This is a genomic window from Sabulibacter ruber, from assembly GCF_017355955.1.
In the GTDB taxonomy this organism is placed as follows: domain Bacteria; phylum Bacteroidota; class Bacteroidia; order Cytophagales; family Hymenobacteraceae; genus Nibribacter; species Nibribacter ruber_A.
This window is the reverse complement of the sequence record NZ_JAFFID010000001.1, coordinates 1,521,625-1,538,712: the sequence shown is the minus strand read 5'-3', so window position 1 is coordinate 1,538,712 and position 17,088 is coordinate 1,521,625. Positions and strand designations below refer to the sequence as shown.

Here is a 17,088-nt window from a genome sequence, read left to right as displayed (position 1 = left end):
TCTTCTGCTTACCATAGTGCCTGGTAGGCAGGCTCCTGGCAAAATCAAAGAAGAGGTCTTAAGCAACAGCGTTTTACCTGTACTAATATTTTGTTGCATACAGCAAGAGGTAGAGGAGAGATAACAGGATAGGTTCCTACTAGCAGGCAGCAGCAGCTTTGAACTTCAATTTGAGCAAGTTATGAAGACAAATAACTCTTTCAGCCTTTGAAAACAAAGTAAAGGCTTTTGGTGAAGGAGAATCAATTAAGGTTCAGGCCAAAAGAAAGCCCTATCCAAGGCTTGTACTGGTAGGCCCAATACCTGCGGTTGGTATCCAGAAGATTATCAAAGCCAAGAGCTAGCCCCGCAGTGAAGTTATTAATGGCTACAATACCTGCTATACCTTTAGACCAGATAATGCCGTCATATTCCTGGTTAACCTGATCTTGTGTAGTAGTAGGATTGATGGCGGTATTTCCAAGTCCACTGAAAAGACCCGCTGAAAAACCCAGGTGGGTAATGCTCCTTTCTGCTTTTCTTAAAGGGGTGGAATGGTAGTGCAAGACATACCGGTCTGTGCGCATTCCTACATAGATGGAGCCATTCAGATTAGAGTTCAGTTGCCTGGGAATACCGGCAGTAGGAAAGCGGTATTTCAAGGGAGTAGTAAGAAAATCGAGATCAAGGCTCTTTTTACTGAAGATAGACACCGGTAAAGCTTTGGAGTGGTTTTCTTCAGAGTAAAATGCAAGAACGTTCGCGGTGTCTGGCTCAGGGCTGGTTTCTTTGGAATGTACCGGGTAAACCAAAACCTTATTCTCATCTACGTTCACGTAAACAAGTTGCTTTTTACCGGTAAACCTCTGCCGATAATACCCATCTACAAATTCGTCTTTAGCAGACTTTCTAAGTAAGCCACAACCTGAAATCAGTGCTATTAACAGGGGGAAAAGGCATAGGTGGATAGAATGCTTCATCTGGTCCAGAAGTTTTCCTGAAAATGAACATTGCGGCAACCTGTAGCAAGGGTAGGTTGAATTAATATACTCTACTTTAACCTTGTGGTTTTCGGCGCATAATTTCCAGTGCCGGTACAAACTCAATATTGCTCTCTTAGCAGGAGATGATGTCCAGGTACATGAAAGCCCGTCGTTCATTGGTGGTTCCCGTTGTTTTGCTATATTCAAGGGCATAACTGCAGTCTGTAGTTGTAACCGCTTTTCTTAGTTCGTTCAAGTAACTATTCCCTTTACATTTTATGGCATCAGAAATTTCGCGCAGGGAGTTTATTGTAAAAGCAGGAGTGGCAGCACTGGCACTTCCGGCTTTGTCCTTTATAGGCAGTGCCGGAGCCGCTTCGGTGCCGGGTATGAAAGTAGGGTACGCCTCTATTACCTGGGGCGGAAACGATGTACAGGCCATCAAAGATATCTCCTCTCTGGGCTTTAAAGGCATACAGTTACGCGCGAACACCTTTAAAGAATATGGGAATAAACCTGAAGTCCTGCTGGATCTTCTCAAAACCCATAAACTGGAACTGTGCATGTTCTCCAGTGGGAATGCCAACATCAACACGGGCAACGACAAAGCTGTCATTGAGCAGCATTTGGAGAACGCTGCCTTCGTGAAGAAACTAGGTGGACAGATGCTGCAGGTGACCAATTCCTCACGTCCCAAAGAAGGTGCCCCCAGCACTACCGACCTGAAAAGTTATGGCCGCCTGCTGAACGAAATAGGCAAACGTACGCTCGACTTGGGGGTGCAGACGGTCTACCATAACCACATGCACCAGCTAGGGGAAACACCCCAAGAGATAGCGGTTATCATGGATAGTTGTGATGATAAATATGTGAACCTGCTGCTGGATATAGCGCACTACCAACAGGGGGGAGGAAGTCCGGAAGCGGCCATCAAACAATATAAAAGCAGGATAAAGGCCTTGCACCTGAAAGACGTGCGGCAGACCCCGGAAGCAGGACCCAAAGCGTACAAATTTGTGGAGCTTGGGCAAGGAGAAGTAAACCTGCCAAATGTGCTGGCGGCCCTTCAGGAAATCAAATTCAAAGGCTGGGGAATAATCGAGTTAGATGCGGTGCCTGAGAAGGACAAAACACCGCTGGAGTGTGCTAAAATCAGCCATGCGTACCTGAGGTCCAAAGGAGTAAAAGTTTAACGATTTCTGAAAAACAGGCCAAAAATGAAAAACTTAAGAATAAACATAGTAATGGGCGCTATGGCACTTGGAACGGTAGTAGCCTGCAATAGCCAGCAGCAGATGACAGCAAGTGCAACGTCTACTGCTGAAGGAATTACAGCGCCTGAAAGCCATAACACCCTGACCGAAAAGGAGAAAAAAGAAGGCTGGAAATTGCTCTTTGACGGCAAGACAACCAAAGGCTGGCGGGGGGCCTACAAAGATGCATTCCCCGAGCAAGGCTGGAAGATAGAAAACGGCGAACTGGTCGTGCTCAAATCGGGGGGCGGTGAGTCCAGAAACGGGGGCGACATCATCACAGAACAGCAATACGACAACTTTGAACTGACCCTGGAGGCAAAATTAACTCCGGGCGCCAACAGCGGTGTCAAGTACTTTGTAACAGAGCGCTTGCCTAAAAGCCCGGGCTCAGCCATTGGTTTGGAGTTCCAGATTCTGGACGACGAACTGCACCCCGATGCTAAAATGGGAAAAGACGGCAACCGCACCATTGGCTCGCTCTACGACCTGATTACTGCCCGAAATAAGAAAGTAATGCCCATTGGCGAGTGGAACAAAGTGCGCATTGTTTCCAAAAACAAACACGTGGAGCATTGGCTGAATGGGGTAAAGGTAGTAGAGTATGAGCGGGGTAGCCAGGCGTTCAGAGATTTGGTGGCAGCCAGCAAGTACCAGAAATTTGAGGCATTTGGGGAAGCGCCGCAAGGCCACATCCTGCTCCAGGACCACGGCGACGAGGTGCGGTACCGCAACATCAAACTCCTGAATCTGAATACGAAGTAAAACAAAACAGAACTTCAGAATAGGGCTTCCCTGACAGGAAGCTAACCATCTGCCACATGAAACTACTTCTCAAGTTCGTATTTATTGCCCTATTCATGACCCAACTAACTCCTGCGCAGGCACAAACCACTGCTGCTATAGACAAACCCGCCATCAGATTCAACCACCTTGCATTGCACGTGCATGACCTGAAAAAGAGTTCTGCTTTCTACGAGCAGGTGATGCAGTTCAAAAAAATACCAGAGCCTTTTAAAGACGGCCTGCACGATTGGTTCAGCATAGGCGACCCCTACCAGCTGCACCTGATACAGGGCGCACCCAAAGAGATTTATCAGGACATCACCCGCCATTTTTGTTTCAGCGTGCCCTCTCTTGATGCCTTTATGGAGCGCATCCGCCAACACAACATCAGGTACTACAACTCAAAGGGTGTGCCCGATAAGATAAATGTGCGGGCCGATGGCGTGAAGCAGATTTACATCCAGGACCCAGACGGTTACTGGCTGGAAATAAACAACGAGTATTAATCAGCAATAGCACTAGATAAAGGTGCTCTTTCATCCTGAAGAACGTGTAAACTCAAAACCTAAATCAGCAATACCTATGGAATGCAATGAACACAACTCCCGCCGGGACTTTATCAAAAAAGCTGCGCTCGGAACATTAGGCTTTTCTTTAATGGGCATGGGCATAAGTGCCAAAAGTTACGGCAGAATTTTAGGTGCCAATGACCGCGTACAAGTAGGTATTGTAGGTTTTTCAAACAGGTTTAAGAACTCGTTATATCCGGCGTTCATGAACCATTCCAAGGAGTTGAACTTCGAGTTTGTGTCAGTTTCAGACATTTGGAACCGTCGCCGCGATGAGGCAGAAGCCTTCATCAGAGAGAAGTCGGGTGGTAAGATTAAGAAGTACCGCAACAACGATGAGCTGTACGCTTCTAAAAACCTGGATGCCGTAATCATCAGTACCGCCGACTTCCAGCATGCCCTCATGGGAGTGGAGGCAGTGCGTAACGGCAAGGATGCCTACATTGAGAAGCCGCTGGCCGAAACAATGGAAGATGCCCGTGCGATACTGAAGGCTGTAGAGGAATCCGGTAAAATTGTACAGATAGGTTCTCAGCGCCGCAGCGCCCCTAACTACATTTCAGCGAATGAATACATCAGGTCTGGCAAGTTTGGTGACATTAAAATGGTGGAAATGAGCTGGAACGTGAATCAGCCGGGCCGCTGGCGCTTGCCAAAGCTGGTAAACGAAATCCGGCAGGAAGACACCGACTGGGACCGCTTCCTGATGAACCGCCCCAAAGTAGCCTGGGACCCGCGCAAGTACCTGGAGTACCGTTTGTTCTGGCCGTACTCTTCCGGTATACCGGGCCAGTGGATGTCGCACCAGATTGATACCGTGCATTGGTTCACCGACCTGGAGCATCCGCGCAGTGTGGTAGCCAACGGCGGTACCTATTTGTGGCAGGACGGCCGCGAAAACCCGGATACTTTGACGGCAGTTTTCGATTATGGGCCTCAAAACGACCCTAAAAAAGGCTTCCAGGTAGTGTATACTTCCCGGTTCACCAACAGTGCCGGCGGCGTGAGAGAGCTGTACTACTCAAACGGCGGTATGCTGAACCTGGACACCAACCAGGTGACCTCAGAAGGCGGCCTGACCCAGAGCATGGCCAATGAAATGGGAATGAAGGCGAACCTGCTGGCCAACTATACCCTGCCCACCCGTGCCGAAAAAGTATCTACCGATGCCAACACCGGAGGCGACCCCATGACCTCGCTGCACATGCGTAACTGGATGGAATGCGTACGCAGCCGTAAAACGCCCAATGCCTCTGTGCGTGCGGGCTATAACCATTCCCTTGCTACCATCATGACCCGCGTAGCCATGCAAACCGGCAAACGCGTCACCTTTGATGATGCTAAGCAGGAGGTAATTGTAAGCTAACTCAATCTTAGAAGAGGCCTCAAAGGACCGGCTCCTGAGGCAGGAGCCGGAGTAGATTTTCTAAAACTGATTAGACATGAAAACCAAACCAATACAATTCTTTGCAGCACCTCTGCTGGCCATGGCGTTGCTGATGGGCAATAACCTACAGGTGGGTGCGCAGGGCAAGGCAAAGCGCTTTGTACTCACAGAAAACAAGCAGGAGAAACGGGTAGACGTAACCGTAGAAGGCAAGCCTTTTACTTCGTATGTCTATCCGGATGTCCTGAAAAAGCCGGTGCTGTATCCCATTCGCACCGCCAGGGGAAACTTTATCACGCGTGGCTGGCCCATGGACCCCAGACCGGGCGAAAGGGTAGACCACCCGCACCACGTGGGCCTATGGTTTAACTTTGGCGATGTAAACGGACACGACTTCTGGAACAACTCCAATGATACTGGCAGCCACAAAGGCCCCTTTGGAACCATCCGCCATACCCGGGTAAACAAAATGACCAACGGCGATGCCAAAGCAGAACTGGAGGTAAGCTCAGAATGGCAGAAGCCTGACGGTACGGCCTTAATCAAAGAAGATACTAAGTACGTCTTCTGCGGCGAAGGTGATACTCGCATCATTGACCGAATCACTACCTTAACAGCCCTGAAGGAAGATGTTTTGTTTAAGGATAACAAAGAAGGAGTTATAGCCATTCGCCTGGCCCGTGAACTGGAGCATCCTTCTACCAAACCAGAGGTGTTTACTGATGCCAGCGGCAAAGCAACACCTGTCCCCGTCATGAACAACGAAGGCGTAACCGGAAACTACCGCAGCAGTGAAGGCAAAAATGGCGACGATGTATGGGGTACCCGCGGAAAATGGGTGAACCTGACCGGGGTTGTGGGCAATGAGCCGGTATCTGTAGTGCTGATGGATAACCCGCAGAACATAGGCTTTCCCACCTACTGGCACGCCCGCGGGTATGGCTTGTTTGCTGCAAACCCGTTTGGGCAAAAAGTAATGAGCGATGGTAAGGAAGAGCTTAACTACAAGCTTCCTGCTGGTAAGTCAGTTACCTTCCGGCACCGGGTGGTCATTCAATCGGGCAGCAGCCTTACAGATGAGCAGGTAAATGCCCAGTACCAAAAGTTCACCGGTAAAAAGTAAAACCAAGTATCCCTATCGTGGTTCAAACCAGATGGTGCGGTGCCTGCTACGTACAACTTAGCAGGCATCGCACCATCTGTATTAAGAATGTAGCAGTACCGCATGAAAAGCTTTTATTATAATGCCCTGTTGGCCTTCACCTGTGCAGGGATGCTGCTGGCTTGTCAGCCGAACAGTAATACCAAGGTTGCGCAGGAAGAAGGAGAGAAGGTTGAAACAGACTCGGTTAAAATAAGGGAGATGTACGCTTCCTCGCCTGTTTTGTCTCCGGAGGAATCGCTGAAGAAGATGCAGGTTGAGGAAGGGTTTAGGGTGGAGCTGGTGGCAGCAGAGCCCCTAATCAATTCGCCTGTAGCCATGACCTTCGATGAGAAAGGCCGCATGTGGGTAGCAGAAATGCAGAACTACATGCCCGATACGGCAGGCACCGGCGAAGAACTGCCCACGGGTAAAATTGTCATTCTGGAAGACAAGAATGGGGATGGTACATTTGACGACCGCAAAGTGTTCCTGGGCTCCCTTGTGTTGCCACGGGCGCTCTGCCTGGTAGAGGATGGCTTGTTGGTGGCCATGCCGCCCAACCTGTGGTACTATGAAAGAAAGCAGGACAAGCCGGGCAAAAGGACCCTGGTAGATAATAGCTATACCCAGGGCGGCAATGTGGAGCATGAGCCAAACGGACTGCTGCGCGCCATGGATAACTGGATTTACAGCGCTAAATTCACCAAGCGCTACCGTAAAAAAGGAGACAAGTGGCTTATTGAAAAAACGCATTTCAGGGGACAGTGGGGCATTGCCCAGGACAATCATGGCAGGCTTTATTACAACAACAACTCCCAAAACCTGTTAGGCGATTATTTCGCCCCGGGCATGGGCGCCGCTAACGCGAACCAACAGACTGTGGCAGGCTTTGATGTGGACCTGGTAGGCAACAACAGGGTATATCCGGCCAGGGCTACTACGGGGGTAAACCGGGGCTATCAGGAAGGTGTTCTAGACAAAAACCTGCGCCTGGTAAACTTCACAGCGGCCTGCGGACCGGTTATTTACCGGGGTGGGTTGTTTGGAGAAAAGTACTCCCAAAACGCTTTTGTAGCGGAACCGGCGGCCAACCTGATCAAGCGCAACATCCTAACCGAAAAGGGCTACCTGGTGCAGGGCGCACAGGCTTACGAAGGACGGGAGTTCCTGGCAAGCACAGATGAGCGTTTCCGGCCCGTCAACCTGTACGATGGTCCCGATGGTGGATTGTATGTGCTGGATATGTACCGAGGCGTGATACAGCATAAATTCTACTTAACCGATTACCTGGCGAAAGAGATAGCCCAACGGCAACTGGAGCAGCCCATCACCTGTGGGCGCATTTACAGGATAGTTCCAGCAAAAAAGGAAGTTAAACCGGTGGTTGTGCCGCAGGAGCCATCACAACTTGTGAAGCTGCTACAGCATACAAACGGATGGGTGCGTGACAAGGCACAGCAACTGCTGGTTGATAAAAAGTATCCGCAGGCTATCTCGGCCCTACGCCAGCTCCTGAAACAGAGGGAGCAACCGGTAGCGGCTGCACATGCGCTGTGGGCCTTGGAAGGCATGAATGCCTTGCGGCCCGAAGACGTATTGCCCTTGCTCAAACAGCCACAATGGACCATCCGGATGCAGGCCCTGAGTGTTTTGCCTTCTGTTATGACGGCCAAGAATTACACCACGTTTGTGCAGGTGCTTGGGCAACTGGTAGCACAACATGACTCGCTGGCGGCCACATATGTGGCATTTCTGGCACCCAGTATCCGTCAGTTTGATAAGCCTGCTGCCGACCGACTGGTGCAGACGGTTGTAAAGCGGTATCCTGGGAACAAATATGTGGCAGATGCCGCCATCAGCAGTATGCAGGGCAGGGAAGAGGTGTTCTATCACAAAACCATGGCTGCCAAGGATACAAGTTCTGTGCTACACGTGCGGCTGGGAGAAGTGCTGGAGGATATGCGTAAAGTAAAGCGCAGCAAAAATCCTGAAGGAGTGGCAAAAGAATTTCCTGTTGGCGCCAAGCTGTACGCCTCCACCTGCCAGTCTTGCCACGGGGCAGATGGGAATGGCGTGAAACGTCTGGCGCCGCCGCTGAATAATTCAAACTGGGTAACCGGCAGCAAAAGCAAGTTGATACCCATTGTCCTGTATGGCATGACCGGCCCTGTCAAAGTAAATGGAATGTTGTATCAGACCCCCGACATTATTGGCGAGATGCCAGGCATTGGTCACAACAAGGCTCTGTCTGATAAAGACATTGCCGAACTGCTAAGCTTTATCCGGAAGTCCTGGAACAACAATGCTGGTAAAATAGAGGCAGCAGAGGTGGAGCAGGCACGCAAAGCGTACAAGGGCAGGCAGAAAGCATTCACCATGGGAGAGTTGAATGCCTTATAACTAGCTTATTGCTTGGTCTCTACAGTTTATTATTAGCAGCTGTTTTATTGTAGCATATGAATGATTTTATAAAATTTTGATGTCTAACTATCTTGCTCTTTTGATTGAATAAAATAGTTAGACATCAAATTTGTTTGCCAATAAATTGTCAAGTTGCTTGATGTCTTCTATTAAATTTAGTTGGCTTTGTGTTAACGCTAATTCAGGAGCATTTTTTTGAATCAGCTTTTTAATTTCTCCCATTTTAAAGTAAAATGATTGGGATTGTAATTCAATTTGCTGTAGCGCTAACTCGCTTTCAATAGTAAATTTCTTTTGTTTAACTACGTTAATGATATCAAGGGCTGCATCAAAGTCTAACTCCTGTTTCTCTATTGATTTTAAAATTCCACACTCAAAACTGGCGCATTGTTTGGGTCTTTTAGAATAAATAGTGCACCCATCACAGTAGTTGTTACAGGGTTGAAGAAAGAAACCTTCGCCATTGGTATTCTCAATATCTATTATATCTCTCAATAAGGGCAACTCTTCCCGATCGAGCTGTACGAAACCAATCACAGTACCGTCACAGCAGAGTCCACAAGACAAACAGATATTGGTTGAATCACTCATTAATTAAGAATTAAAAACTTTTAAGATGTACTCTTCCAGGAAACATCTTCCATTGGTGCGAATTGGTTCGGCCAAGGTACGCCTTTAAAATGGTTAGTACATGTAAAAGCCGCAGCAGAAGAACCTAAAAGTGTTTATGAAGTTGTGGTATTTGAAAGAAGTCAGAGGCTTTTTCACTTTAAATTCAGTAAAAGCCTTTCTATCATAACTTTGCTCAGCAACCGCCTTTGCGAGGGGTACGTTGATAAATAACTTTACCATCTCGTTCTACATAGTCGCCCCGCACTATTGGAAAGGAATACTTGGGGGCATGTGATACGGTACGGCTTCTGATAATTATTTTGTCGTTAACTTTCAGGCTAAGCAATTGCTCAAGTTGAGACTTTTCTGGCTCAAAATTTAGAATATAATCATCACCATTAATCCTGACCATCACCCCATAACCTAATCGTGAGCCTTGCGGAAGAGAAAGAGAGGTAATCACTCCCTCCATATTGGTATAATCTCTAAGGGACTTCCTTACTTTAGCCTCACTGGCAAACACTTTTTTACCTGCGGGAGACGCTTCCCATTTTTTGTACATGATACCTTCAGGGGTAGCCTCCCACTTTTTCAATGCGGCTTCCCTTTCTGCAGCAGAGAGTGGCTTTGTGGTTGGTTTTTTAGGAGTTTCATTTTTGATATCGCGATTGGCGAATACTAGTCCGCTTACCACCACCAGCGGTAAGATCAGCGCATACATAACCTTTTTCATAATTCTTTGTAGTTTTAATTAACATAGACCCCTCTCCTGATACATCAGATTCGTTTAAGGCTTTTCATTTATTTTTCGAATCCTCTTGAAGTTGGTGCAATAAAAATACGTTGATTTATTTCAGGCTCAGGGACTTGGATCGTAAATAAGAATGTAAACTTTGTAAATAATATCTTGACATCATGCCTGTTAGAAGAAATCTCTTGCCCGTCAATCGAAAGCACCTGGGCGGACTATTACTACTACTACTCACGTTTATCTCGATAGTATGCGTGGCATTCAGCATGGCCGGCAATGATGACTATGACTTTGCCAGAAGGGAAGTTTTACTTCGCCGAATCGGACATGAATTACTTTTGCAGTCGGGCGACAGTGTATCACGAGTACTTCCGGTAAAAAAGATCGCTGGAAATGAATACCAGATCAGTTTTGAGAATGCCTTTTCTTTTCAGCCCGAATCCTTGGTGAATACTACGCAGCGTGTGTTAGCCCAAGACCCGCTCACAAGTGATTACGTGGTTAATGTACTGAACTGTGCCAACGCCAGTGTAGCCTATGGATATGCAATATCAAAAAATAAGAAAGAAGATATTGTAGCCTGTATAGGAAGAAGGCAACCCGTAGCGTGTTACAAGATTAGTATTAAATTCAAACCGCCAGGAATAATCACCGCGAAGAATGGATACCTTCTGGGCAGCCTGACAGTTTTAGTCTTTGTTGGATTTATTTTAATAGGATCTGTTAAGCCGCGGAAGGCCTTACCTGAAAGTCTGCCTACTGGTATAATCCTTTTGGGGTCAATGTCGTTCGACGCGGAGGCTCGTAAACTCATAATAAATGGAAATACTCTAGACTTAACCAGAACTGAAGCCCGTGTACTGCGCATTTTCGCGCTGTCTCCTAATGAGACTATAGAGCGAAGCCGGCTACAAAAAGAAATATGGGAAGATGAAGGTGTTATAGTTGGCCGCAGTCTGGATATGTTCATTTCAAAACTTAGAAAGAAACTGGAATTTGATCCGAATATCAAGATTGTGGTCATACGCGGCAAAGGATATAAGCTTGAAATCAGCGGTTAAGAAAATCTTCCCGCTTTGAACTGAGGTTATTAGAATTAATTTGACACTTATTATTGAGCAAGTTTACCGCAAAAGTAAGCGCAGTTGTCAATGCCGAAAATTGTTGCCCTTGTTAAAGCCCGCCAAGCAAAAAATGTGGATTTACGCAGACGGTTCGTTTTTGCAGTTGCGTACAACGGTTAAGCTAAACGGTGGGCGAGGACGTCGGCCGATGCTGGCGTTTATCTGTTGTATTTTTTTCTTTCTTCATCTCTTTCCCACTTATAAGTTTCTAAAGTGTTTTGCCAGTGGCTTCCTGGAATCTCAAATACTTTTGAATCTATCAATTTCAAGTCTTCAAGAACCTTGTTAAATTCTTCATCTGAAAATTCGGTATTGAAGAGGGAGTCAGTAAATAGTTTATTAAAACTATCAAAGAAACTGTTGATTCTTATTGCGCTAAAAGCAAACTTCTTTAAATCAGAATTTATAAAAACCTCCTTAAAGTAGTTGTCATGATTTAGATAAAGCATTTCTTGTGTCTCAAGATTTATTGCTATTGGGTCACCTGCTCCATTAAAACCAATTGCCAAATATTTGTCATAGTCAGAGTCATTAAGCTCCCACATTTGGTTAACTGTGACCAACTTCTTTTCCTGTAAGTAGTCAAAGTTCAGCTCTTGGAACTCTGATGGCATGCCTATAATAAATAGAAAATCGAAAGCTACAGAGCCTAAATCGAAAGATGATTGCAGGTTTGGCTCTGCAACCAAATGTTCGCTACCAAGTGACTTCCACTTCTTTAAAAACTCTTCTGATTTCATTAATTGATATTACAGCTAACGGTTAGTATAAAAAACGTGCGAGGCCGTCGGCCGAAGCATGATTTTTATACAATGTTAGGCGTAGTGCTATTTCAGATTTTCCAAATATTTTCCCTTGTTGTACACATCGTAAACAAAGTTTTCATCAGATTCCAGAAGAATATTATGTCCCTTCCACTTGTTGTTATATCTGTTTATCATCCTGCGGTCTTCCAATGCACGTTTGATAAAAGCATTATAGATGGAATCTAGTGCCGGATAATTCCTTTTCTTTAGGAGTAAAAACGCTAAACATGCTACTTTTCATCCTCACTGCCTGTTAACTTAATCAATTCGATGTCGGTGGCTTTTTCGGACAATTTATTGGCTAATCTTATATTCTTCCTTGTCAATCGGTGGTTTAGCAAAAGCGAAGGCTGGTTTCGGATCTTTTTGACAATGCCCTCGGTAGACGTCGCTATATTCTGAGAAAAAGACTTAGTAGCAAAAACAATCAAGGCCATGGCAAAGATTACTCTCAAAGCTATTCTTATCTTCTTCATTTTTTATGCATTACGCCTAACTACCGCACAAACGGAGTGAGTTCCGGTTATTGGCTCTGTGTATAGTGTCAAACTTCCAGTTATCCGCTCAGAATCAGCCGATTAACGGAACTGCCCTTCCAAACATGCTATATAATTCTCTCCAATATATAATTCTCTCCAATATATAATTCTCTCCAAATGAATAAGGTAAGAACCGCTAACTCTGTTTTAGGCCTAATTTCCCCAAAACAGCCTTAAAACACCACCCTACTTCAATCTACCCGCCTTCCTTTTCATAATCTCCTGCACTGGCACGTTCTCGATCTTGCTTTCCAGCCAGGAGATGATGTCCAGGTACATGAAAGGCCGGCGTTCGTAAGGGTTCTCGGAGATGGCAATGAGCTTTTCCTTGAGGGTGATAAAAGCCTCTCTCACCTGATTTGGGGCTATATTTCCCACATTGCGCAGAAAACGGAAAATCTCTACCTGCATTTGCTGCTGGTTGTCCATTTTGCCCAGGAAGTGGTACACCGTCCGGATCTGGTAGTCCAGGGCATCGTCGTCGTAGCCGGCTTCGTAGTGGGCGATCAGGTTCAGGATGCGGGCGAAACACTGCAGGTCTTCGCGCAGACTGGTGTTGCTGTGGTGGATGACCTTGTTCAGGTACTCAATCGCTTTCTTGAAATCGCCGCTGCCGAAGTACAAGCTGGCGATCTTGTAATAGAACACCAGCATCCGGTGCGGGTCCAGTTGCGCATGGAAACCTTCCAGGTTCTTCAATACACCCGGAATCACCTTCAGCCCCTCGGTGAACTTCCCTTCCAGAAAGTAGGCGTTGATCTTATTGGTATAGATATAAAGGAATAGCAGCGTATCAATGTTGGCGTTGGAGCGGCGCTTTGGATCATCGGCAAACTCCTCCAGTTGCTGCAAGACCTGCACAAACTTAGAATGGTACAGCAGGTTGTAGAGGGCGTTGAGCAGGTTGTGCATGCCTTTTATATACAGTACCGGCCGCCGCTCCTTCATGTGCGGGTACTCGTCAAACAGATCTACCCATTTCTGGGCGTAACGGTAGCAGGCCTTCAGGTCCTGGGTCATGAGGTGGTACCATACGTGGGCCTGGTAGAAATACAGTTTCTCGTAGAAGCCGGCGTTCTGGTAGTCAATCTCCGGCAGGTTCTCCAGGAAGAAAGCCGTGATGGATTCATAGTCTTCCTGGTTCCGGGCCAGGCCTACCTTCAGGTAATGGCCGTACAGGCGCAGGGCCACGTTGGAGAGCTGGTGCATCCGGTAGATGTGCGAAGAAACCTGGGTGGCTTGTTGGGTCAGGTCCTCGGCCCGACCACTTAAACTACGCGTGATGTATTGGCTCTCAATGAGCTTCTCAAAGTCAATGGCGGTAAGGGCAATGTGCGGCAACTCATACTCCAGCGCAGATACTTTTACTTTGTCCAGTATTTTCAGGCTCTGCTGGTAAAACCCTTTATTATAGAGTACGCGCGCATAATCCAGCTGCTCATGCAGTTGGATGTCCAGGTTCTGTGGGGCATGGAACGTTCTTAAACTGGCGAGCAGGTGCTTGTACAGGTTGTTCTTCAGGTTAGCCAGTTGCGCCTTCTTAATGCTGGGCACCTGCTTCAGAATCTGGGACTCATTAAGGGTGTCCTGCTGTTCCATGGCATCAAACAACTGCAAAAACTTCAAGTCTTCGCTGGAGCCGCTCTTATTGGTGTTCAGCCGGAAATGCCGTTTCTCTGAGGGGGTCAGTGATTTTATTAACTGAAAAATAGGATCAATATTTTGGTTAGGCATTGTAAATAGGAAGTTGTTAAAATATTGATTTTCAGTATTTTATAATTTAAGAAGGGGTGGCCAGAAATAGTAGAACGGCGAAAAATAATTTTTTGCTTCCGTATTAGTACGCGCTTCTTTGTATCCGAATAGAAGCCAAAATAACGATGTCAGCTCAGAAGATACAAATATTTGATACAACGTTGCGCGACGGCGAACAGGTGCCTGGCTGCAAATTGAACATGGAGGAGAAGTTGATCATTGCACGGCAATTGGAGCTTCTGGGCGTGAACGTGATTGAGGCAGGGTTTCCGGTTTCCAGCCCCGGCGATTTTGAGGCGGTTCGGGCCATTGCGGCCCAAACCAAGGACGCCACTGTCTGCGGACTTACCCGCGCCGTGGAAAACGACATCAGGGTAGCTGCCGAGGCCTTGAAAGCTGCCCGTTTCCCCAGAATCCACACTGGTATTGGTACTTCTGAGTCGCACGTGAAATTCAAACTGCGCACTACCCAAGCCGATGTCATTGAGCGGGCCGTGGCTGCCGTGAAGTTGGCGAAAAGCTTTGTGGAGGACGTAGAGTTCTACGCCGAAGACGCCGGCCGGACCGATAACGAGTTCCTGGCCATGGTGTGCGAAGCGGCCATCAAAGCCGGAGCCACCGTATTGAACATTCCGGATACCACCGGGTACTGCCTGCCCGAAGAATACGGGGCCAAGATCAAGTACCTCTACGAGAATGTGCGCGGCGTACAGAACGTAACCCTTTCCACGCATTGCCACAATGATTTAGGCTTGGCTACCGCCAACTCCATTTCCGGAGTGATCAACGGAGCCCGCCAGATTGAGTGTACCATCAACGGGGTAGGGGAGCGCGCCGGCAATACAGCCCTGGAAGAAGTCGTCATGATTCTCCGTCAGCACCCGTACCTGAACCTGGACACCAGCGTGAACACCCGTCTGTTGACCGAGACCTCACATTTGGTATCGCACATGATGCGCATGCAGGTGCAGCCGAATAAGGCTATTGTGGGCGCCAACGCGTTCGCACACTCCAGCGGCATCCACCAGGACGGCGTGATTAAGCACCGCGAAACCTATGAGATCATTGATCCCAAAGAAGTAGGCGCCGAGGATTCTTCTATTGTATTAACTGCCCGTTCCGGCAGAGCCGCTTTGGCCTACCGCATGCAGAAATTGGGCTATTCCCTAGAAAAATCAGCCTTGGACAAAGCGTATGCTGCGTTCCTGGTAGTGGCAGATAAAAAGAAAGAAGTAGTAGACGAAGACCTCCATTTGATGGTGGAGCAGGATAATTTGGTTTCTGCGAACTAAAACCCTTTCCTGTCTTCCTGAAAGGAACCTAATGGCGAACGGCAAAAGCGGTTGAAGCGCTAGCTGGCCAACAAGAACTTTCCAGGAGGACAAAAGAGAGAAAACTATGGCGAAAACATTATTAGATAAGATTTGGGCTGCCCACGTGGTGAAATCCATTCCTGGGGGTGGATTGGACGTGTTTTACATTGACCGTCACCTCATCCACGAGGTAACCAGCCCGCAAGCATTTGACGAGATTGAACACCGCGGATTGCCATTGTTCCGCAAGGAGCAGATTGTGGCTACCGCCGACCATAACGTACCCACCAAAAACCAGCACCTCCCCATTGAGGAGCCGCTTTCCCGTTTTCAGGTGGACAAACTCACTGAAAACTGCGCCAAGCACAACATTGAACTGTACGGCCTGGGCCATGAAAACCAGGGCATAGTGCACGTAATGGGGCCGGAATTAGGGTTGACTCAACCCGGCATGACCATTGTGTGCGGCGATAGCCATACCTCTACCCACGGAGCTTTCGGAGCAATTGCTTTCGGGATTGGTACCAGCCAGGTGGCGCAGGTAATGGCGTCTCAGACCTTGCTGCTAAGCAAACCGAAGAGTATGCGCATCACGGTAGAGGGGGAAGTGAAAAACGGCGTTACCGCCAAAGACATCATCCTGTACGTGATCTCCAAACTGGGAACCGGCGGGGCAACGGGGTACTTCGTAGAGTACGCCGGCAGTGCGTTCCGCGCCCTGAGCATGGAAGGCCGCATGACGGTCTGCAACATGAGCATAGAGATGGGTGCCCGCGGCGGCATGATTGCCCCTGACCAAACCACTTTTGAATACCTGAAAGGCCGTCCGTTTGCGCCGCAGGGTGAGCGGTGGGAGCAAGCCGTGGACTACTGGTCTACCCTGTACACCGACGAAGACGCCACCTTTGACAAAGAGTTCTTCTTTGATGCGCAGGACATCGCGCCTATGATCACCTTCGGGACCAACCCAGGCATGGGCATGGCCATCAATGAGGTGATCCCTACTGATGTTCCGGCCAGTGAAGTGGCCAGCTACAACAAGTCGTTGAACTACATGGGTTTTCAGCCGGGCGAATCCTTGCTGGGCAAGGAAATTCAGTATGTGTTCATCGGGTCCTGCACCAACTCCCGCATTGAGGATCTGCGCCAGGTAGCCAAATTCGTCCAAGGCAAGCGTAAAGCCCCCCACGTGGAGGCCATCATAGTACCAGGTTCCAAACACGTGGAGAAGCAAGCCATTGAGGAAGGCATTGACAAAGTGCTGGCCGAGGCTGGTTTTGAACTCCGTGAGCCGGGCTGCAGCGCCTGTCTGGCCATGAACGAAGACAAGATTCCGGCAGGTGCTTACTGCGTTTCCACCTCTAACCGCAACTTTGAAGGCCGTCAGGGACCGGGTTCCCGCACCTTGCTGGCCAGCCCGCTGGTGGCGGCCATCACCGCCGTGGAAGGCAAGATTGTGGACATCACCCAATACCTGAATGAATCTTCAGGGAGCCGATTGGGGATGACAAAGCAGTACGAAGAAGCAGAGCAGTTGCTCTGATGGGGTGGAAAGTGGTTCTCGGGGATGCTTGATCTGCCCGAGAAATCATCCCCCAACCTCCTTCAAAGGGGGACGATCAGATTAAGAATTGTAAAGTGCCCTTGTGGTACATAAAACAGTTAG

14 protein-coding genes are annotated in these 17,088 nt (G+C 48.1%); 9 read left to right on the top strand and 5 right to left on the bottom strand.

Going from position 1 to position 17,088, the window contains the following annotated elements; all coding sequences use genetic code 11:
* Positions 1 to 242 precede the first annotated feature (242 nt).
* Positions 243 to 1,139, bottom strand: a complete 897-nt coding sequence (locus JT719_RS06265; RefSeq protein WP_207431705.1) for a hypothetical protein — start codon at positions 1,137 to 1,139, stop codon at positions 243 to 245.
* Between the two features lie 101 nt (positions 1,140 to 1,240).
* Between JT719_RS06265 and JT719_RS06260 the strand changes: the two genes are divergently transcribed.
* The 6 genes from JT719_RS06260 (at position 1,241) to JT719_RS06235 (ending at position 8,501) form a co-directional block, all read left to right on the top strand.
* A complete protein-coding gene (locus tag JT719_RS06260; protein WP_207431703.1) occupies positions 1,241 to 2,155 on the top strand; it encodes a sugar phosphate isomerase/epimerase family protein in 915 nt (304 codons plus the stop codon).
* 24 nt (positions 2,156 to 2,179) lie between these two features.
* Positions 2,180 to 2,980 (top strand): 3-keto-disaccharide hydrolase, encoded by an 801-nt coding sequence (locus JT719_RS06255; protein ID WP_341350744.1) that lies wholly within the window; start codon positions 2,180 to 2,182, stop codon positions 2,978 to 2,980.
* A gap of 56 nt (positions 2,981 to 3,036) precedes the next feature.
* On the top strand, positions 3,037 to 3,507 hold the full coding sequence (locus JT719_RS06250; protein WP_207431700.1) for a VOC family protein: 471 nt from the start codon (positions 3,037 to 3,039) through the stop codon (positions 3,505 to 3,507).
* 76 nt (positions 3,508 to 3,583) lie between these two features.
* Positions 3,584 to 4,936, top strand: coding sequence for a Gfo/Idh/MocA family protein (locus JT719_RS06245; protein ID WP_207431698.1), 1,353 nt, complete (start codon positions 3,584 to 3,586; stop codon positions 4,934 to 4,936).
* Between the two features lie 76 nt (positions 4,937 to 5,012).
* Positions 5,013 to 6,080: a DUF6807 domain-containing protein gene (locus JT719_RS06240; protein ID WP_423227969.1), complete on the top strand. Its 1,068-nt coding sequence runs from the start codon at positions 5,013 to 5,015 to the stop codon at positions 6,078 to 6,080.
* A 102-nt stretch (positions 6,081 to 6,182) separates the two neighbouring features.
* Positions 6,183 to 8,501 (top strand): DUF7133 domain-containing protein, encoded by a 2,319-nt coding sequence (locus JT719_RS06235; RefSeq protein WP_207431696.1) that lies wholly within the window; start codon positions 6,183 to 6,185, stop codon positions 8,499 to 8,501.
* 117 nt (positions 8,502 to 8,618) lie between these two features.
* On the opposite strand, the gene JT719_RS06230 is transcribed toward JT719_RS06235, so the two are convergent.
* Both JT719_RS06230 and JT719_RS06225 read right to left on the bottom strand, forming a co-directional pair.
* A complete protein-coding gene (locus tag JT719_RS06230) occupies positions 8,619 to 9,113 on the bottom strand; it encodes a YkgJ family cysteine cluster protein (RefSeq protein WP_207431694.1) in 495 nt (164 codons plus the stop codon).
* Between the two features lie 214 nt (positions 9,114 to 9,327).
* Positions 9,328 to 9,867, bottom strand: coding sequence for a hypothetical protein (locus JT719_RS06225; RefSeq protein ID WP_207431693.1), 540 nt, complete (start codon positions 9,865 to 9,867; stop codon positions 9,328 to 9,330).
* Between the two features lie 284 nt (positions 9,868 to 10,151).
* On the opposite strand from JT719_RS06225, the gene JT719_RS06220 reads away from it, so the two are divergent.
* Complete coding sequence (locus JT719_RS06220) at positions 10,152 to 10,946, top strand: winged helix-turn-helix domain-containing protein (protein ID WP_242693085.1); 795 nt, start codon at positions 10,152 to 10,154, stop codon at positions 10,944 to 10,946.
* Between the two features lie 221 nt (positions 10,947 to 11,167).
* Here the strand turns inward: JT719_RS06220 and JT719_RS06215 are convergent, their stop codons facing one another.
* Positions 11,168 to 11,749, bottom strand: a complete 582-nt coding sequence (locus JT719_RS06215) for an SUKH-4 family immunity protein (protein WP_207431690.1) — start codon at positions 11,747 to 11,749, stop codon at positions 11,168 to 11,170.
* 791 nt (positions 11,750 to 12,540) lie between these two features.
* Positions 12,541 to 14,088 (bottom strand): hypothetical protein, encoded by a 1,548-nt coding sequence (locus JT719_RS06210; RefSeq protein ID WP_207431689.1) that lies wholly within the window; start codon positions 14,086 to 14,088, stop codon positions 12,541 to 12,543.
* A gap of 146 nt (positions 14,089 to 14,234) precedes the next feature.
* Between JT719_RS06210 and JT719_RS06205 the strand changes: the two genes are divergently transcribed.
* Both JT719_RS06205 and leuC read left to right on the top strand, forming a co-directional pair.
* Positions 14,235 to 15,401, top strand: coding sequence for a 2-isopropylmalate synthase (locus JT719_RS06205; RefSeq protein WP_207431688.1), 1,167 nt, complete (start codon positions 14,235 to 14,237; stop codon positions 15,399 to 15,401).
* Between the two features lie 106 nt (positions 15,402 to 15,507).
* Positions 15,508 to 16,965 (top strand): 3-isopropylmalate dehydratase large subunit, encoded by a 1,458-nt coding sequence (gene leuC, locus JT719_RS06200; RefSeq protein WP_207431687.1) that lies wholly within the window; start codon positions 15,508 to 15,510, stop codon positions 16,963 to 16,965.
* The last annotated feature ends 123 nt before the right edge of the window (positions 16,966 to 17,088 follow it).